The 18,447-nt window shown below is 65.7% G+C and carries 18 protein-coding genes; 10 read left to right on the top strand and 8 right to left on the bottom strand.

What is annotated here, in order from left to right:
* The first annotated feature begins 7 nt into the window (after nucleotides 1-7).
* The 3 genes from MAAFP003_RS18435 (at nucleotide 8) to MAAFP003_RS18445 (ending at nucleotide 3,222) form a co-directional block, all read left to right on the top strand.
* Nucleotides 8-952: a MerR family transcriptional regulator gene (locus tag MAAFP003_RS18435; protein WP_096289180.1), complete on the top strand. Its 945-nt coding sequence runs from the start codon at nucleotides 8-10 to the stop codon at nucleotides 950-952.
* A 548-nt stretch (nucleotides 953-1,500) separates the two neighbouring features.
* Nucleotides 1,501-1,707: a hypothetical protein gene (locus MAAFP003_RS18440; RefSeq protein WP_096289182.1), complete on the top strand. Its 207-nt coding sequence runs from the start codon at nucleotides 1,501-1,503 to the stop codon at nucleotides 1,705-1,707.
* A 282-nt stretch (nucleotides 1,708-1,989) separates the two neighbouring features.
* Complete coding sequence (locus tag MAAFP003_RS18445; RefSeq protein WP_096289184.1) at nucleotides 1,990-3,222, top strand: sodium-dependent bicarbonate transport family permease; 1,233 nt, start codon at nucleotides 1,990-1,992, stop codon at nucleotides 3,220-3,222.
* Nucleotides 3,223-3,227: 5 nt separating this feature from the next.
* On the opposite strand, the gene hemW is transcribed toward MAAFP003_RS18445, so the two are convergent.
* Nucleotides 3,228-4,400: a radical SAM family heme chaperone HemW gene (gene hemW / locus MAAFP003_RS18450; RefSeq protein ID WP_096289186.1), complete on the bottom strand. Its 1,173-nt coding sequence runs from the start codon at nucleotides 4,398-4,400 to the stop codon at nucleotides 3,228-3,230.
* A 533-nt stretch (nucleotides 4,401-4,933) separates the two neighbouring features.
* Here hemW and MAAFP003_RS18460 point away from each other — a divergent pair.
* The 4 genes from MAAFP003_RS18460 to MAAFP003_RS18475 are packed head-to-tail and all read left to right on the top strand — an operon-like array spanning nucleotide 4,934 to nucleotide 8,480.
* Entirely contained in the window at nucleotides 4,934-6,604 is a 1,671-nt protein-coding gene (locus MAAFP003_RS18460; protein ID WP_096289190.1) for a nitrite/sulfite reductase, read from the top strand.
* Nucleotides 6,601-7,344 (top strand): phosphoadenylyl-sulfate reductase, encoded by a 744-nt coding sequence (locus tag MAAFP003_RS18465; protein WP_096289192.1) that lies wholly within the window; start codon nucleotides 6,601-6,603, stop codon nucleotides 7,342-7,344. Before MAAFP003_RS18460 ends, MAAFP003_RS18465 begins: the two co-directional genes overlap by 4 nt.
* 13 nt (nucleotides 7,345-7,357) lie before the next feature.
* Nucleotides 7,358-8,107 carry a sirohydrochlorin chelatase gene (locus MAAFP003_RS18470; RefSeq protein ID WP_096289194.1) on the top strand — a complete coding sequence of 250 codons (750 nt, stop codon included), beginning with the start codon at nucleotides 7,358-7,360 and terminating at the stop codon, nucleotides 8,105-8,107.
* 46 nt (nucleotides 8,108-8,153) lie between these two features.
* A complete protein-coding gene (locus tag MAAFP003_RS18475; RefSeq protein ID WP_096289196.1) occupies nucleotides 8,154-8,480 on the top strand; it encodes a hypothetical protein in 327 nt (108 codons plus the stop codon).
* A 3-nt stretch (nucleotides 8,481-8,483) separates the two neighbouring features.
* Here the strand turns inward: MAAFP003_RS18475 and MAAFP003_RS18480 are convergent, their stop codons facing one another.
* The 5 genes from MAAFP003_RS18480 to MAAFP003_RS18500 form a co-directional block, all read right to left on the bottom strand.
* Nucleotides 8,484-9,557, bottom strand: coding sequence for a sulfate/molybdate ABC transporter ATP-binding protein (locus tag MAAFP003_RS18480; RefSeq protein ID WP_096289198.1), 1,074 nt, complete (start codon nucleotides 9,555-9,557; stop codon nucleotides 8,484-8,486).
* Between the two features lie 15 nt (nucleotides 9,558-9,572).
* Nucleotides 9,573-10,391, bottom strand: a complete 819-nt coding sequence (cysW, locus tag MAAFP003_RS18485) for a sulfate ABC transporter permease subunit CysW (RefSeq protein ID WP_096289200.1) — start codon at nucleotides 10,389-10,391, stop codon at nucleotides 9,573-9,575.
* A complete protein-coding gene (gene cysT, locus MAAFP003_RS18490; RefSeq protein ID WP_096289202.1) occupies nucleotides 10,388-11,269 on the bottom strand; it encodes a sulfate ABC transporter permease subunit CysT in 882 nt (293 codons plus the stop codon). The genes cysW and cysT overlap by 4 nt, the downstream gene beginning before the upstream one ends.
* Nucleotides 11,266-12,303 carry a sulfate ABC transporter substrate-binding protein gene (locus tag MAAFP003_RS18495; RefSeq protein ID WP_096289204.1) on the bottom strand — a complete coding sequence of 346 codons (1,038 nt, stop codon included), beginning with the start codon at nucleotides 12,301-12,303 and terminating at the stop codon, nucleotides 11,266-11,268. The genes cysT and MAAFP003_RS18495 overlap by 4 nt, the downstream gene beginning before the upstream one ends.
* A 320-nt stretch (nucleotides 12,304-12,623) precedes the next feature.
* Nucleotides 12,624-12,818: a hypothetical protein gene (locus MAAFP003_RS18500; protein ID WP_096289206.1), complete on the bottom strand. Its 195-nt coding sequence runs from the start codon at nucleotides 12,816-12,818 to the stop codon at nucleotides 12,624-12,626.
* A gap of 37 nt (nucleotides 12,819-12,855) precedes the next feature.
* On the opposite strand from MAAFP003_RS18500, the gene MAAFP003_RS18505 reads away from it, so the two are divergent.
* From MAAFP003_RS18505 to MAAFP003_RS18515, 3 genes are all read left to right on the top strand, one after another.
* Entirely contained in the window at nucleotides 12,856-14,100 is a 1,245-nt protein-coding gene (locus tag MAAFP003_RS18505; protein WP_096289208.1) for an FAD-dependent oxidoreductase, read from the top strand.
* Between the two features lie 74 nt (nucleotides 14,101-14,174).
* Nucleotides 14,175-16,214 (top strand): glycoside hydrolase family 15 protein, encoded by a 2,040-nt coding sequence (locus tag MAAFP003_RS18510; protein ID WP_096289210.1) that lies wholly within the window; start codon nucleotides 14,175-14,177, stop codon nucleotides 16,212-16,214.
* Nucleotides 16,215-16,297: 83 nt separating this feature from the next.
* A complete protein-coding gene (locus tag MAAFP003_RS18515; protein ID WP_096289212.1) occupies nucleotides 16,298-16,867 on the top strand; it encodes a metallopeptidase in 570 nt (189 codons plus the stop codon).
* A 5-nt stretch (nucleotides 16,868-16,872) separates the two neighbouring features.
* On the opposite strand, the gene MAAFP003_RS18520 is transcribed toward MAAFP003_RS18515, so the two are convergent.
* Nucleotides 16,873-17,643 carry a sensor domain-containing protein gene (locus MAAFP003_RS18520; protein ID WP_096289214.1) on the bottom strand — a complete coding sequence of 257 codons (771 nt, stop codon included), beginning with the start codon at nucleotides 17,641-17,643 and terminating at the stop codon, nucleotides 16,873-16,875.
* A gap of 59 nt (nucleotides 17,644-17,702) precedes the next feature.
* Nucleotides 17,703-18,425, bottom strand: coding sequence for a sensor domain-containing protein (locus MAAFP003_RS18525; protein WP_207768554.1), 723 nt, complete (start codon nucleotides 18,423-18,425; stop codon nucleotides 17,703-17,705).
* Between the last annotated feature and the right edge of the window lie 22 nt (nucleotides 18,426-18,447).

Consider the following 18,447-nt stretch of genomic DNA (forward strand, 5'->3'; position numbering starts at 1 on the left):
CACTGAGATGGCACAGAAACCGGAACCCGGCACGATCGCCAGCGTCCTGTACAACGTGCGACGGGCGCCCAAACGCGTTCGGCGCCAATCGCGGGACTTCATCGACACCGCGGTGTCGCAGCTGTTCGACGCGGCGGTGCGGCACCCGCACGGCGATGCGGCGTCCGGGGAGTACCGGATCGACGACCTGGCCCGGCTGGCCGGCACCACCACCCGCAACATCCGGGTCTACCGGGATCGCGGACTGCTGCCGCCGCCAGTACGGGTCGGGCGCATCGCGTTGTTCAACGACACGCATCTCACCCGGCTGCGGCTGATCACCTCGATGCTCGACCGCGGCTACAACATCGCCCATGTGCGGGAAATGCTGGGCGCCTGGGAAGAAGGCAAGAGCCTCGGCGACGTGCTGGGCCTCGAGACGGCCATCGTGGGCAGCTGGACCACCGAGAAGCCGGAGACCATGCCGCTCGCCGACGCCCAGGCGCTCGTCGACGACCCGACCGCGTTCGACCGGCTGGTCGCCTTGCAGGTGATCCGCGTCGACGGCGCGCAGGCCACCGTGACCCGGCCCAAGCTGATCGAAGCGTTCAACGAGATCCGGGGCTACGGCGTCGAATTGGAGAAGCTGGTCGACCTGCACGAGCAGATCGTGCCCGAGATCGACAAGATCAGCGACCTGTTGGTGCGCGCCGGCGCCGAACACGTCATCGACAAGATCAAACCCGGCCAGGCGCTGCCCGCGGATGCCGAGATCGCCGAGTTGATCACGATGCTGGTTCGGTTCCGCACTCAGGCGGTGGCGACCGTCACCGCAACGCTCGCGTCGTCGATCGAGTCGAACATCGAATCGTTGACCAGCCGCATCCTGGCCGATTACCTGGAACGCTCACCGGAAGCCGGGACCGAGGCGCCGCCCGACGAATTGTCGGCACGCCGGCGCAAAGCCAATTAGCGCGCAATCAGTTGGGGCGCGGCCGACGTCGACAGCTTCACGCAGGTTTGCCATTCGGGTCCCCCGGGGCGCCGCGCACCGATCGATCGCTCCTGGAATTAATCGGGCGTCGCCTCTTCGGAGTAGCCGGGCGGTCGGCCGCCCGAGTTCCGTTTTCCCAGGCAGCAGCCGCGAACTCATCGCATGAGGGCCGATCGAGCGGTCCACCCGGAGGCACCGGTAGGCCAAAACGTTTGCCCCTCGTTCACCTGCTTGGCGAATAGGAAAGGGCTACCATGGCTGTCCATGGCTGTGTTCCCCGTACCATCATTGGCTCCGACGCGGACTGCATGGGGGGCTTGCCAGTGACCGGCGCGGAGAAGGGGGTAGCCCGGGTGAATCGCTACCTAAGGGATTCGTACCGCGGAAGCATTTCGGGGCCGGAAGAACCGTGCCGGACGTTTTCCACGGACCCTGACAGAAAAACGTAACAAAGGTTTAATCCGGCCGGTGCGGATGACCAGCAAATGCCCGATCGCGATTAAAACCCATCCACTGAGAGGAACATTATGTTCGTGATCAGGCTCGCGAACGGTGAGGAAGTCCACGGTTCGGACGGCGACGAACTCGAAATAAACCAGGAAACAGGCGTCCTTACGGTTTCCCGGGTCGACGGATTCGAAGAGATTACGACGCATTACTCGCCGTCCGCCTGGCTGTCGGTGACCCACCGCAAACGGGGCGCCGGCGTCCGGCCCTCGCTAATTTCTGGTTGAGCTGCGACACGCTAATCCTGACAGGAAATGCACAGCGAACTCACACCAGATTCACGCTAATCCCACCTTACCCCGTCCTACCAGCATCGCTGTGACCACGGGTTTTGGGATTCCCAGCCATTTCGGCGCGGCTTGGAACGACATGCACAATTCGGGTCAGATCCGAGTGGCGGTTTGGCAGCGGCAGAGCTAAATTTTCCACGGTCGTCGGGACGTTCGTGGTAGCCCCCGCTTGCGGACGGTGCTTCCCCCGGGCCACCGGACGGAAAAAGAGAGGCACCAATGCTGCAAGAGTTCTGGCATAACTTCACGCATAACCTGTTCAAGCCGCTTCTGCTTTTCTTCTACTTCGGATTCCTGATCCCGATCTTGAAGGTGCGATTCGAGTTCCCCTATGTAATCTATCAAGGCCTCACCATGTACCTGCTGCTGGCTATCGGCTGGCACGGTGGTGAGGAACTCGCCGAGGTCAATGCCTCCAGCGTCGGGGCGATCATCGGATTCATGGTGTTGGGCTTCGCGCTCAACTTCGTGATCGGCATCGTCGCTTATTACCTGCTCGGCTGGCTGACCAAATTGCGCAGGATCGATCGGGCGACGATCGCCGGCTATTACGGGTCGGACTCTGCCGGTACGTTCGCCACCTGTGTGGCGGTCCTGGCCGCGGTGAACATCGCCTTCAACGCGTACATGCCGGTGATGCTGGCCGTGATGGAGATTCCCGGCTGCCTGGTGGCGCTCTACTTGGTGGCGCACCTGCGACACCGGGGAATCGACGCCGCGGGCAACATGGCCGACGAGCCGGGTTACGCGCCGGTGAAGGTCGGCATCGGGCCTGGCACCGCGGCTCGGCCTCCGCAGGGCCAGAGCCTGGAGACCGAGCGCGCGATCGAGGACGAACTCGAACTCTCACTGGAAAAGCGCGAGCGCACAGAGGAACTCGACGTCAGCCCGAGCGCGCAGCTCACCAAGAAGAAGCCGTCCATCTTCTCCCGCGAGTTGTTCCAGGAGGTGTTCCTCAACCCCGGGTTGGTGCTGCTGATCGGCGGGATCGTGATCGGCCTGATCAGTGGCCTGCAGGGTCAAAAGGTCGTGCAGGACGACGACAAGTTCTTCGTGATGGCGTTCCAGGGTGTGCTGTGCCTGTTCCTGCTCGAGATGGGCATGACGGCCTCGCGCAAGTTGAAGGACCTGCGAACGGCGGGGCCCGGGTTCATCTTCTTCGCGGTACTCGCGCCGAATGTTTTTGCCACGCTGGGGATCATCGTCGCCTGCTCCTACGCGAGCCTGACCCACACCGACTTCAAGACGGGCACCTACGTGCTGTTCGCGGTCTTGTGCGGCGCGGCGTCCTACATCGCGGTGCCGGCGGTCCAGCGATTGGCGATCCCGGAAGCGAGTCCGACGCTGCCGTTGGCCGCGTCACTGGGTCTGACGTTCTCCTACAACGTCACGATCGGGATCCCGCTCTACATCGAGATTGCCCGCCTCGTCGAAGGGTGGTTCGGCGTTTGACGCCGTCACCCTAGCAGGGTCCGCACCACCCCGTCGGCCAGCAACCGGCCGCGGGGGGTGAGGACCAGCCGGTCGCCTCCGTCCACCAACAAGCCGTCGGCGACAACGGTTTTGGCTCGTTCGCGTTCGGCGGCGTTCAGCACCTCCAGCGGAAGCCCTTGACGCATACGGGTTTTCAGTAGCACATCCTCGGTGTGCAACGCCTCGGCGTCCAGCTGCTCGAAGCCCGCCACGGGTAACGCCGAATCCGACAATATCTCGGCGTATGCGTTGGGGTGCTTGACGTTCCACCACCGCGTCGCGCCGACATACCCGTGCGCACCCGGCCCCGCGCCCCACCACTGGCCACCGTCCCAGTAGCCCACGTTGTGCCGGCACTCCCCACCCTGCCGCGACCAGTTCGACACCTCATACCAATCGAACCCGGCCGCGGACAGGCGCTCGTCGAGCAGTTCATAACGGTGCGCCAGCACGTCGTCGTCGGGTGCGGCCAGCTCACCGGTGCGGACCCGGCGCCCCAGCGCGGTCCCCTCCTCCACGACCAGTGCATACGCGGACACATGGTTGACGCCGGTCGCGATCGCCGTATCGACCGAGCGCAGCAGCTCGTCGTCGGTCTCCCCCGGCGTGCCGTAGATGAGGTCAAGGCTCACGTGTTCGAAGCCCGCCTGCAGCGCCTCGCGGGCCGCGGCCGCCGACCGGTTCGGCGTGTGGATCCGGTCGAGGACACCCAGCACGAACGGCGACACCGACTGCATGCCGAGCGACACCCGGGTGTACCCGGCCGCTCGGGCGGCCTCGAAGAAGTCCGGCCAGGCCGATTCCGGGTTGGCCTCCGTGGTGACCTCGGCGTCCGGGGCGAGCACGAAGTGTTCACGGACCATGTCGAGCAGCGCGACGATGCGCGCGGGCCCCAGCAGGGATGGCGTCCCGCCGCCGACGAACACCGTGTTCACCGTCGGTGCATCCAGCCGCGCCGCGGCCAGCGCCAACTCGGTGCGCAGCGCCTCCAACCAGGCGTCCGGGTTGACGCCGCCGAGCTCGGCGGGCGTGTAGGTGTTGAAATCGCAATACCCGCAACGCGTTATGCAGAACGGGACGTGGACGTACACCCCGAACGACTGCCCAGGACTGCGCTGTATGCCGGGAAGCTCAACCGGTGCCGCGCGAAGGGCCATGCCAAATGATTGCACGTTCGCCGGACCCAGCCGCCCTCTCGACGGGGAGGCCATCGCCGAGCGTGGGGCCTATGGACGAATTCAAGACGGTTCTGGTACCTAGCACCCACGGTCGACGCGAAAGTTCCAGCCGCAGGGTCAGACGGGATCGACGTAGGCCTGAACGCACGGTGGGGCGATTGGGCACGTCAGACGCGGCCAGGCTCACCTCTCAGGGATTTCTCGGCTTTGTATGTCGAATTACCCAGGATTACCCGGTAGTTTTGCTCACCGTGAGGGCAAATTTGACCTGGTGGCGACTGCCGCCTCTATCCATGGCAGAATGGGCGCGTGACCGTCGCCCAGCCCAGCCAGCGCATTGCGCTAGTGGTTCGGCGGCACATCGATCTCAAGCGTGTCTGCAGCTGTAGCTGTCCGGCTTGATTCCGTAGACCCGCCCACCTGTACGTCCAGCTGGCGCCGGATCTGCGCCTGCCGTAGGAACCGGTGAGTCGCGCGTCCACGCCTGCACAGCCCGCGAAGGAGATCTTCGAATGACCACAGCCCGCCCCGCCAAGGCTCCTCGAAGTGAGGGTCAATGGGCGCTGGGAGAGCGCGAACCGCTGAACCCCAACGAGGAGTTCAAACAAGCCGGTCCCCCACTCGAGGTGCGCGACCGCATTTTGCACACCTATTCCAAAGAAGGCTTCGACAGCATCGAGAAGAACGATCTTCGTGGCCGTATGCGCTGGTGGGGTCTGTACACCCAGCGCGAGCAGGGTTACGACGGCAGCTGGACCGGCGACGAGAACATGGACAAGCTCGAGGCCCGGTACTTCATGATGCGGGTGCGCTGCGACGGCGGCGCCCTGTCGGCCGCGGCACTGCGCACGCTGGGCCAGATCTCGACCGAGTTCGCCCGTGACACCGCTGACATCTCCGACCGGGAGAACGTGCAGTACCACTGGATCCGGGTGGAGGATGTCCCGGAGATCTGGCGGCGGCTGGCCGAGGTCGGATTGCAGACCGCCGAGGCGTGCGGTGACTGCCCGCGCGTAATCCTGGGCTCACCGCTGGCCGGCGAGTCCCTCGACGAGGTACTCGACCCGACCTGGGCGATCGACGAGATCGTCAAGCGCTACATCGGCAAGCCCGAGTTCGCCGACCTGCCGCGCAAGTACAAGACGGCCATCTCCGGTCTGCAAGACGTGGTGCACGAGGTCAACGACATCGCGTTCATCGGCGTCAACCACCCCGAGCACGGCCCCGGGCTGGACGTGTGGGTCGGCGGCGGGCTGTCCACCAACCCGATGCTGGGCCAGCGCCTTGGCGCGTGGGTGCCTTTGGCGGAAGTGCCCGAGGTCTGGGCCGCGGTCACCTCGGTGTTCCGCGACTACGGGTACCGGCGGTTGCGCGCCAAGGCGAGGCTGAAGTTCCTGCTCAAGGACTGGGGCGTAGAAAAATTTCGTGAAGTTCTCGAACAGGAATACCTCAAGCGGCCGCTGATCGACGGCCCGGCCCCCGAGCCGGTCACGCACCCGATCGACCACGTCGGAGTACAGCGGCTCAAGAACGGACTCAACGCGGTGGGTGTCGCCGCGATCGCGGGCCGGGTCTCCGGGACCATCCTGTCCGCGGTGGCCGACCTGGCCGAGCAGGCGGGTTCGGACCGGATCCGGTTCACCCCCTACCAGAAGCTGGTCATCCTCGACATTCCCGACGACAAGCTCGACGGCTTCGTCGCCGGCCTCGATGCCCTCGGATTGCAGGCGAACCCCTCACACTGGCGCCGGAACCTGATGGCCTGCACCGGGATCGAGTTCTGCAAGTTGTCTTTTGCCGAAACCCGGGTCAAGGCACAGACTTTGGTGCCAGAGCTGGAAAAGCGGCTCGATGACATCAACTCGCGCCTCGACGTGCCGATCACCGTCAACATCAACGGCTGCCCCAACTCGTGTGCGCGAATTCAGGTCGCCGACATCGGCTTCAAGGGTCAGATGGTCGACGACGGCGACGGAAACTCGGTCGAGGGCTTCCAGGTGCATTTGGGCGGCAGCCTCGGGCTGGACAGCGGTTTCGGCCGAAAGCTGCGCCAGCACAAGGTGACCAGCGACGAGCTGGGCGACTACATCGATCGGGTGGTGCGCAACTTCGTCAAGCACCGCAACGAGGGAGAGCGGTTCGCGCAGTGGGCACTTCGCGCCGAGGAAGGCGAGTTGCGATGAGCACCGAAACGACCGACCCGGAATACGCCGCACTGCGGGAGCTGGCCGCCCGGGGCGCGGCCGAACTCGAGGGCGCCAGCGCCACCGAGCTGCTGCGCTGGACGGATGACAACTTCGGCGGTATCAACGGCCCGCGCGGCTGGGCGACGTGCAATTACATCGTCGCCTCCAACATGCAAGACGCCGTGCTGGTCGATCTGGCGTCCAAGGTTCGCCCCGGTGTGCCGGTGCTGTTCCTGGACACCGGCTACCACTTCGTCGAAACCGTCGGCACCCGGGACGCGGTCGAATCCGTCTACGACATACGGGTTCTCAATGTCGCGCCGGAGCACACGGTGGCCGAGCAGGACAAGCTGAAGGGCAAGGACCTGTTCGCGCGGGACCCCGGCGAATGCTGCCGGCTGCGCAAGGTCGCCCCGCTGAGCAAAGCGCTCAGCGGTTACTCCGCATGGGTGACCGGGATACGCCGGGTCGAGGCGCCGACCCGCGCGAACGCGCCGCTGATCAGCTTCGACGAGGCATTCAAGCTGGTGAAGATCAACCCGCTGGCGGCGTGGACCGACGAGGATATGCAGAACTACATCGACGAGCACGATGTGTTGGTCAATCCCCTTGTCTACGAAGGCTATCCGTCGATCGGCTGCGCCCCCTGCACGGCCAAGCCCGCCGAGGGCGCCGACCCGCGCAGCGGACGCTGGCAGGGGCAGGCCAAAACCGAATGCGGACTGCACGCGTCGTGACGCGCCGGCGACGATGCAGAGCGTAGCGATGAGCAGGAGTGGCGCCATCAAGCCTGCCCTCGTCCTGACCGCACACGGGAGCAAGGATCCACGGTCGGGGGCCAACTCACGGGCCGTCGCCGACCAGGTGGTGTGCTTGCGGCCGAACCTCGATGTGCGACTGGCCTTCCTGGAACACAGCTCACCGAGCCTGGCCGATGTACTCACGTCGGTGGATGGCCCGGCGGTCGTCACCCCGTTGCTGTTGGCCAACGCGTACCACGCCCGCGTCGACATCCCCGCCCAGATCGCCAATTGCGTTACGAACCAACAAGTGTGGCAGGCACCGGTGCTCGGCGAGGATGACCGGATGGTGGCGGTGCTGCGCCGGCGCGTGACCGAGCTGGGTGTCTCGCCCCGCGACGACAGCGTCGGTGTCCTCGTCGTGGCGATCGGCACCTCGGACTTGGCAGTGAACGCACGCACCGGCCGGGTAGCGCCAAAGCTGTTGGCAGGCACGTCCTGGGCGGGGGCAACGACCGCGTTCGCCACCCAACAGGAACGTTCGCTCTCCGAAGCGTTGGGCAGGTTGCGCCGCCAGCGCGCCCAGCGGGTAGTCGTCGCGCCGTGGTTCCTGGCGCCGGGACGCATCCCCGATCGGGTGGAGAGATTCGCCGCCAAGGCCGGCATCGAGATGGCGGCCCCGCTGGGAGCCGACCGGTTGGTGGCCGAGACGGTGCTGGATCGCTTCACCGCGACGGCCGCCGGCCAGATCGCGGCTTGAGCAGGCTGACGGTACGTCAAATCGCTTGCGGCACTAACATGGCGCAATGGGCGATTACGAACCACGTGGGCTCGCCGAGCATCTGGCCGGCCTGCCGCACTTCCACGTCGTCGCCCTGAACCGGAACAACGAGGTCATCTACAGCGACGGCCTGACGTGGCCCGGCGCAGAAGGATTCGCCGCGGACCTGATCTCACCGGCGCCGGGCGCCCCCGTCCCCGAAGTCGAACTCGAAGCGGTGTGGATCGTCGAAACCGATCCACGAAGGTGCCCATTCGCCCACGGCGACGACAACGCTGAATCCGACGAGCTGACGGTGACCGAGTACATCGAGCGACTGACCCAGCAACCGCCCTACTGGTCGCTGCAATAACTCTCAGGCCGACGTCAACGTGCTCTGCTCTTCGTCGGCCCCGCCCGACGGCGCCGCGGCGGCGACGCTGGAGGGCACCCGGGTGGCGCGCACGTAGACGGTGTCCCCGTCCTTGAGGGCCAGCGCCTCGGCGTCGCCTCGGGTGATTTGGGCGGTGAAGCTGCCACCGGTGGCAGCGCTGGTCAACTCGACGCGCACTTCGAATCCCAGTGCCACGACGCGGTCGACGGTAGCGCGGACGACTCCGATGGATTCGGCGGTGCCGTCACCACCGGCGATCGCCATCTCGGGATTGCGACCGACTCGAATGTCATGCGGGCGAACCAAACTGCCGTTCAGGGTCGAGACCGCACCGAGGAACGACATCACGAACGCGTTCGCCGGGGCGTCGTAAACCTCGGTCGGGGACCCGATCTGCTCGATACGGCCCTTGTTGAGCACCGCGATCCGATCGGCGACATCCAGCGCTTCGGCCTGGTCGTGAGTGACCAGCACCGTGGTGACGTGGACCTCGTCGTGCAGCCGGCGTAGCCACGCGCGCAGATCCTCGCGAACCTTGGCGTCCAGCGCCCCGAACGGCTCGTCGAGCAGCAGCACCTGCGGATCGACGGCCAAAGCACGCGCGAGCGCCATGCGCTGTCGCTGACCGCCGGACAACTGGTTGGGGTAGCGACCCTGAAATCCGCTGAGCCCCACGACTTCCAGCAGGTTGTCGACCTTCTCCTTGATTTCGGCTTTGGGTCGCTTGCGAATCTTCAATCCGTACGCGACATTGTCGCGGACCGTCATGTGCTTGAACGCGGCGTAGTGCTGGAACACGAATCCGATGCCGCGCCGCTGCGGTGGCACCCGCGTGACGTCACGGCCGTTGATCGTGATCGTGCCGGTGTCGGGCTGGTCGAGACCCGCGATGGTGCGCAGCAGGGTCGACTTGCCGGAACCGCTGGGGCCGAGCAGGGCCGTCAGCGAGCCGGTGGGGACCACGAAGTCCACGTGGTCCAATGCGACGAAATCACCGTAGCGTTTGTTGGCGTCGCGCACAGTGATCGCCAGGTCGGCGGTTTTGGCGTCGGTCATGTCCGAATCTCCTTGTCAGGCCTTGCTCGCCGCTCGTGCCCGGCGGGCATCCAGAATCACCTGGACGATCAGCACGGCCACGGCAACACCCATCAACAACGTCGACAATGCGTAGGCACCGTATTCGGCCCCACGGTTGTAGCGATCCGAGACCAGCAGCGTCAGTGTCTGCGACTTGCCCGGGAGGTTGGACGACACGATGGTCACCGCGCCGTATTCACCGAGAGTACGAGCGATGGTCAACACGACGCCGTACGTCAGGCCCCACCGGATGGACGGCAGCGTGATCCGCCAAAAGGTTTGCCACCAGCCAGAACCCAGGGTGGCCGCCGCCTCCTCCTGGTCGGTTCCCAGCTCATGCAGCACCGGCTCGACCTCGCGCACCACGAACGGCAGCGTGACGAAGATGCTGGCAAGCACGATGCCGGGCAGGCCGAAGATGATTTTGAAACCCAGGTCTCGTTCCACGAAGCCGAGCGCACCCGCCGACCCCCACAGCACGATCAACGCGACGCCGACAATGACGGGCGAGACGGCGAACGGCAGGTCGATGACCGCCTGCAGCACGCCCTTACCGCGGAATCTGTTGCGCGCCAAGACAAGCGCTGTGGGAATGCCGAAGCAGACGTTCAGTGGCACCACGATGGCCACCACCAGCAGTGACAAGTCCAGCGCCGATATCGCCGCCGGGGTGCTGATCCAGTCGACGAACTGACCGAACCCTGGCGCGAACGTCCGCCACAAGATCACCGCCACCGGGATGATCAGCAGCACCCCGACATAGGCCAACGCGACATACCTGGTGAGGTAACGAACCCAGCGTGACGATGTCACTGCGCCCGCTCCTCATGCCGGGCCGCCCGCGCGCCGACTAGGCGCAGAGCGAACAACACCACAAACGAAAGCAGCAGCAGCACAATCGATATCGCTGCCGCCCCGGTGCGGTCGTCGTTCTCGATCAACGTGCGTATCCACTGCGACGACACTTCGGTCTTGCCCGGTACCGCGCCGCCGATCAGGACCACCGAACCGAATTCGCCGATGGCCCGCGAAAACGCCAGGCCGGCACCGGACAACAACGACGGCAGCAGCGCGGGCAACACGACCGAGGTGAAGACCTTGGGCCCGCTGGCACCCAACGACGCGGCGGCCTCCTCGGTTTCCCGGTCGATCTCCAGTAGCACCGGTTGAACCGCGCGCACCACGAACGGCAGCGTGACGAACGCCAGCGCCACCGCCACACCCCAGGCGGTGTGCTGAAGATGCAGCCCGACCGGGCTGTTTTTCCCGTACAGAGCCAGCATGACCAGGCTGGCGACGATCGTCGGCAAGGCGAACGGCAGGTCGATGATCGCGTCGACGAGACGCTTTCCGGGGAAGTCATCACGCACCAGCACCCAGGCGATCAGCAGGCCGAATAACAGATTGACCACCGTGACCCCGACGGAGATGGTCAGCGTCACGCGAAACGACTCGATTGCGGCACGCGATGTGACGGCCTCCCCGAACGCGCGCCAGCCGCCACCGGCGGCCTGCCACACGATGGCGGCCAGCGGCAGCAGCACGATCACCGAGAGCCACAGCGTCGCCACCCCGACGCGAAGCGACGAGGTGCCGCCGCGCCCGAAAGACCGCGCGACCGGCTGGGTCCCACCGGGCGCGTCGAGGTCGGGCCGAACAGCTTTCGGGTCCGGGGGCGTCGTCACGGTCATCCGGTGGCCTTCGTATAGATCTTGGTGATGCTGCCGTTGCTCTTGTCGAACAGCTGCGGATCGACCGTGGCCCAGCCGCCCAGGTCGGCGATCGTCCAGAGCTTCGGCGGCAACGGGAACTGGTCGGCGAATTCGGCGGCCACCGACGGGTCGACCGGCCGAAAACCGGCCTGGGCCCACAACCTCTGCGCCGCGGCCGTGTATTGGAAGTTGCGGAACGCGGTGGCGACGTCGAGGTGCGGGCTCGTTGTCACCAACGCCAGCGGGTTTTCGATCTTGAAGGTCTGCGGTGGGGTGATGTGCTCGACCGGCTTGCCTTGTCGCTCAGTGGCGATGGCCTCGTTCTCGTAGCTGATCAACACGTCGCCGCTGCCCTGGACGAACACGTCGGTGGCCTCTCGCCCCGACCCGGGCCGCAATTTCACGTGGTCGCGCACCAACCGGCTGATGAAGTCGATTCCCGCTTGGCCATTCCGGCCGCCCTCGCTCTTGGCGGCGTACGGGGCCAGTAGATTCCATTTGGCCGAGCCGGAACTCAACGGGCTGGGCGTGATGACCTCGACGCCGGGCCGCAGCAGGTCATCCCAATCCCTGATGTTCTTCGGATTGCCCTTGCGCACTACGAAAGTCACCACCGACCCGAACGGGATGCCCTTGGTCGCATCGGTGTTCCAGTCCTTGGAAACCTTGCCCGCCTTGACCAATCGGGTCACGTCCGGCTCCACCGAGAAGTTCACCAGGTCGCCCGGCTTGCCTTCGGCAACGCCGCGGGACTGGTCACCCGAGGCGCCGTAGGAGGTGATCACCTGCACGCTCTTGCCCTCTTGGGAGTTGTTGAACGCGGGAATCACCTTGCTCCATCCGGGTTCTGGAGCGGAGTAGGCGACCAGGGTGATCGTGGTGTGCGCGCCCGAGGGCCCGCTGCCGCCAACGACATCGCTGGGACCGCCGCCGCAGGCCGCGACGACACCGACGATCAGTGCGAGCGCAACAAGAGGCCGCCAGCGCGGTGCGCCGGCGTTGTCGATAAGCATTGACGGCCTTTCGGTGCGGGCTTACGGATTTCGGTCCGTTGCTGCGGAAAGGCGATCAAACGTCAGGGGAATTCGCGAACTCCCTACCAAACCGCGCGCGGGTGGTAGTCAGCGACAACAGTGCACGAAGACATCACATTCCGGGGCTTCGGATGTCAGGTGCATGGCGCGAAGCCTAACAGGAATTCGCTGACCCGCCACCGGACCGGGTGGCATCGCAAGTCGGCGCGCCCGCCTCAGTGCGTCACCCACCAGGCGACGATCACCAACACCACGAGCGTGACGAGAACCAGCGTCACGTGAGAACGAGGCATCGCAGGTTACCTGGGCGTCCCGTCGGTCTGGCGGGCGCGCTGCATCAATTCGAGGCCTTTGCTGAGCACGGCGTCCAGCGCCACCGCCAGGAGGTAGGCGACCGCCAGCACGACGGGCATCACCACCATGGCCTGCAGCACGAAGGGAAGTCCGGAAAGCCAGAGCTCATTTCCGTCCCACCAATTGAGAAACCCGTTCACCCGGCTCACACTATTCGTCCGAGCTGTGGAAACACCAATGTGTGAAGATCGGCAAGTGCCTGTCGCATCCGAGGAAACTACGTGTGTCATCGCCGGCGGCGGTCCGGCCGGAATGGTGCTTGGCCTGCTCTTAGCGCGGGCCGGTGTAAGAGTCACGGTGATGGAAAAACACGCAGACTTCCTGCGTGACTTCCGGGGCGACACCGTGCACGCGAGCACGTTGCGCCTGCTCGACGAACTCGGTTTGGGCTCGCGCTTCACCCAGCTCCCGCATCGCCTGATCGACAGCATCACATTGGAGATGCAGGGCCAACCGCTGAACCTCGATTTGTCCCGGCTGCCGGGCGCGCACCAGCACATCGCCCTGGTGCCGCAGTGGGACTTACTGGAGATGTTGGCCACCGCGGCCGAGGCGGAACCCAGCTTCCGGTTGCTGCGCAGTACCGAAGTGACCGGGGTGGTGCGCGACGGCAACCGCGTCACCGGGGTTACCTATCGCGACTCGAACGGCGAAAGCAAGCAGATGCGCGCCTTGCTGACGGTGGCCTGCGACGGGCGCGGATCCACGGTGCGCTCCGCGCTCGGATTCCAACCGCGGCGGTTCGGCGCCCCGATGGACGTGTGGTGGTTCCGGTTGCCTCGTCATGCCGACGACCCGAGCGGGCTTGCCGGCATGTTCGTGGCCGGACACGGGATCATCATGATCGACCGCGGCGACTACTACCAGATCGCCTACATCATTCCCAAGGGCGCCGATGCCGACCTACGAGGCCAGGGCATCGAGGCGTTGCACCGGGTGCTGGTGGATCTGGTGCCCTGGCTCGCCGACCGAGTCGGCACGCTGACTTCTTTCGATGACGTGAAACTGCTTGACGTGCAACTCAATCGGCTCCGCCGGTGGTACACCGACGGCGCCCTGTGCATCGGCGACGCGGCGCACGCGATGTCGCCGGTCGGCGGTGTCGGGATCAACCTCGCGGTCGCCGACGCCGTGGCCGCCGCGCGCCTGCTGGCCGATCCGCTGCGAGCCGGCCGGGTTTCGACGCTGGAGCTGTTGCGGGTGCAGGTGCGCCGCTGGGTACCCACGGCGATCATCCAGGCGGTACAGCGGACAATCCACGCCCAGGTGGTCGCCGACGTGGTGGCCGGAAGCGACGGCGAAGCGCCCCGGGGCGTGCGACTGGCCGCCCGGCTGCCGTCTTTGCGGCGATTCCTCGCCTACCTGGTGGCGATCGGTCCACTGCCCGAGCACGCACCGAAGTTTGCCCGGTCAACCGGCTGACCCGCCGATCGCCGCCGCGCCAGCGGCTGGACAAAAAATGGACGCCGGGCACCTCGACAGATGATGATGGCGGGATGGTCATGCACGCCGAACCCGCCGACCAGCCCGCCAACGGGGAGTCCGACCAGTCATTTCCTTCCGCGCGCCAACCACCGCTGGCTTCGCCGCTCGATTTCAGCGCCGCGGCTCCGTTTACCTCCAGCAGCTCGCTGCGCAACCCGTTTCCGCCGATCGCCGACTATGCATTCCTGTCCGACTGGGAAACGACGTGCCTGATCTCCCCCGCCGGTTCGGTCGAGTGGCTGTGCGTGCCCCGGCCGGACTCGCCCAGCGTGTTCGGCGCGATCCTGGACCGCAGCGCGGGCCATTTCCGGCTCGGACCGTACGGCGTCTCGGTTCCCTCGGCGCGCCGCTACCTGCCCGGCAGCCTGATCATGGAAACCACCTGGCAGACCCATACCGGCTGGCTGATCGTGCGCGACGCGCTGGTGATGGGTCCCTGGCATGACATCGAGCGCCGGTCGAAGACCCACCGCCGTACGCCGATGGACTGGGATGCCGAGCACATCCTGCTGCGCACGGTGCGCTGCGTCAGCGGCACCGTCGAGCTAGTCATGAGCTGCGAACCGGCGTTCGACTACCACCGCATCGGCCCCGCGTGGGAATACTCGGCCCACGCGTACGGCGAGGTGCTCGCGCGCGCCAGCAAGCAGCCCGACGACCACCCGCAGCTGCGCCTGACCAGCAACCTGAACATCGGGCTGGAGGGCCGCGAGGCGCGGGCGCGCACCCGGATGAAGGAGGGCGACGACGTGTTCGTCGCGCTCAGCTGGACCAAGCACCCGGCGCCGCAGACCTATGAAGAGGCCGCCGAGAAGATGTGGCAGACCACCGAGTGCTGGCGGCAGTGGATCAACATCGGCAACTTCCCCGACCATCCGTGGCGGGCCTATCTGCAGCGCAGCGCGCTCACCCTGAAGGGCTTGACCTACTCACCGACCGGCGCGCTGCTGGCCGCCAGCACCACGTCGCTGCCGGAGACGCCGCAGGGCGAGCGCAACTGGGACTACCGCTACGCCTGGATCCGCGACTCGACCTTCGCGTTGTGGGGTCTGTACACGCTGGGCCTGGATCGCGAGGCCGACGACTTCTTCGCGTTCATCGCCGACGTGTCCGGCGCCAACAACAACGAGCGTCATCCGCTGCAGGTGATGTATGGCGTCGGTGGCGAGCGCAGCTTGGTCGAAGAGGAACTGAACCATCTGTCCGGCTACGACCACGCGCGGCCGGTGCGGATCGGAAACGGCGCCTATGACCAGATCCAGCACGACATTTGGGGCTCGATCCTGGATTCGTTCTATTTGCACGCCAAGTCACGCGAACAGGTTCCGGAGACATTGTGGCCGGTGCTCAAGAAGCAGGTGGAAGAGGCGATCGCGCACTGGCGCGAGCCCGATCGCGGCATCTGGGAGGTGCGCGGGGAGCCGCAGCACTTCACGTCGTCGAAGGTGATGTGCTGGGTGGCACTCGACCGCGGCTCCAAACTGGCTGAGCGCCAAGGCGAGAAGAGCTATGCCCAGCAGTGGCGGGTCATCGCCGAGGAGATCAAGGCCGATATTCTCAAGAACGGCGTGGACTCCCGCGGTGTTTTCACCCAGCGCTACGGCAGTGACGCGCTGGACGCCTCGCTGCTGCTGGTGGTGCTGACGCGATTCCTGCCGCCCGACGATCCGCGGGTGCGTAACACGGTGCTGGCGATCGCCAACGAACTCACCGAGGAAGGCCTGGTGCTGCGCTACCGGGTCGAGCAGACCGACGACGGGCTGTCCGGCGAGGAAGGCACGTTCACGATCTGCTCGTTCTGGCTGGTGTCCGCGCTGGTCGAGATCGGCGAGGTGGCACGGGCCAAGCGGCTGTGCGAGCGGCTGCTGTCCTACGCCAGCCCGCTGCATCTCTACGCCGAGGAGATCGAACCGCGCACCGGCCGGCACCTGGGCAACTTCCCGCAAGCGTTCACCCATCTGGCGCTGATCAACGCGGTCGTGCACGTGATTCGCGCCGAGGAGGAATCCGACGGTTCTGGCATGTTCCAGCCCGCCAACGCGCCCATGTGAACACTCTGGTAGCGAAAGCTATTACCCGGCTTGGAAATACAACGGAACACACCTGACACGATGGGCGGGCGATGAGAGCAGCGGTGAAAACGGTGGCCCTGGTCTGCGCGTCGATCGCGTGGCTGGCCGGGTGCGGTGGCCACAGCGGCGATTCGACCGCGACGTCGACCTCGGCGACGACCACCAAGCCGCATTCCAATTGGACACGTCCGGCAGCACCGCCCGACCCGCAGACCCTGCTGCATGCCGGATCCGTTGCGGTGGCAGCGGTTCCGAACGGCAAGCTGACGTTGATCAGATCCCAGGAGGCCGGATCGTGGCGGGTCCTGGTGGCCACCCCCGACGGAACAAACCAATCGATGGACGTGTCCAGTGACGGTGTCACCCTGATGGTCGGGCCGACCCCGGCGAACCAGAGCGACGCCGACAAAGCCCAGACCCGCGCCTGGGTGCAGGCCGCGAAACTGGACTACCGTGCCGCGGCGCAAAAGATCCTGGCCATCATCGCGGGCGCATCGATCAGCGAGCTGAGCCTGGGCGACAGCAACGGCGCCACCGTGTGGCAAGCCGTGGCCTGGGACAGCTACATCGTCGAGCACCGGGTCACGATCGATGCGGTGTCGGGCGATGTGATCGCCAACAAACAGGTGTAGCCGCGTCAGCTCAGCGCGCTGACCTTGTCCATTATCGCGTGCGCGATGTCGACACCACTGGTGTCGATGTTGCCCGATCCCGGGTCCGAAGAGCGTCGCTCACCGAAGAACACCACCTGGACCTCGACGAGGCAGTTGGACCGGACGCCGATGGCGCGGGCCTGCGGCGTCGGCCGCAGAGCCGGCATGTTGGGCAGCACCGATGTCGCGGTATTGGTCACTGCGACAATGGAATCCGTAACGCTAACGGTACCGATCTGATTCGTCGTTGCGATCGGGCCATTCCGTTCCGACGCCGTCACGCCGCCGCACTGTTGCCACTGCTGCGAGAAATGCCGGAACAACCCCTGGGCCTGCGCGACCGATCCAAGCGCGACCACTCCCTCGATGACCGTGATCACTTGCGCGGGTTCGCCGTTGTTCCACCACGATTCCGACGTCACGTCGGTGACTTGGGCAGGCTGGGAGGCGGAATCGTAAACGCTGGCCTGCAGCATTTCCGTCACGCCCAAGCAATCGGCCGGCGACACATGTCTGTCAACCCGGTAAAGCTTGCCGGGGCCGCCGACGTCGGCGGGATCATGCGCAACCAGTGGCTGGTCGAGCATCCGCGACAATGCGGGGCCGTCGAGCAGCGCCTGCTTGACCGCTTGGCCGGTGAGCGGTCGTGGCTTCAGATTCGGCGCGGGCCGGGCCACCCCGTCGACGACCGCACTACAACCCCCGGCCACAGCGGCCACGATCACCAACGAAGCGGTCAGCCGGAATAGACGCATGACAACCTCTTACCTTCTCGGCATCGACGGACAGCACGGCGGTGGGCAGTGCGCGCAACTCAACTCAACGCGCTGACCTTGTCCATCAACGCGTGCGCGATGGTAACGGCTTCGGTCTGGGCGGGCGACTGGTCCGACAACTCGCTGCTGCCGACATAGGCGACCTCGACCTCGACCAGGCAGTTGCCCCGCACCCCGAGGGCACGCACTTCCGGGACGGCATGCAAGATCGATTGCGCATCAGGATTTTTCGAAACATTGGCCACGGCAACGGAATCCGCGACGCGGACATTCGTGACGACGTTCTCGACGAAACTGCTGGACGGCACGGACACCGTTTTGCCATCGCAGTGCCGCCACTGGTCGTTGAATTGTGCGAACAACGCGTTTGCGTCCGCCCGCGTCGGCAGCGCGATGACGCTCTCGGCGATGTCGGCGGCCGTGGCCGTGTCGCCCTCCTGCTGCCACAGCTGCGTCGCGATGTTCTTCACCCCCGCGGACTGGTAGACGCTTTTCTGTGTCATGTAGATCACCCCTAGACACTCGGTGGGTGAAACGTCCGGATAGGCGTCATCCAATATGTCGGCACCGCCGAAGACCGGCGGGAACTGAGAGATGGCCTGGAACCGTCGGTCGAGGAGTTTCGACAAGGTGGTGGCATCCAGCGGTACCTGCCTGACTGTTTCACCAATGAGCGGATGCGGCAGCTGATTCGGCGCAGGCTTGGCCGTACCCCCGACAACCGCGTCACAGCCGGCCGCCGCGGCCGCGACCGCCAGCACCGCCGCCGCCAGCTTTACCGTG

The organism is Mycobacterium ahvazicum, assembly GCF_900176255.2.
GTDB lineage: Bacteria > Actinomycetota > Actinomycetes > Mycobacteriales > Mycobacteriaceae > Mycobacterium > Mycobacterium ahvazicum.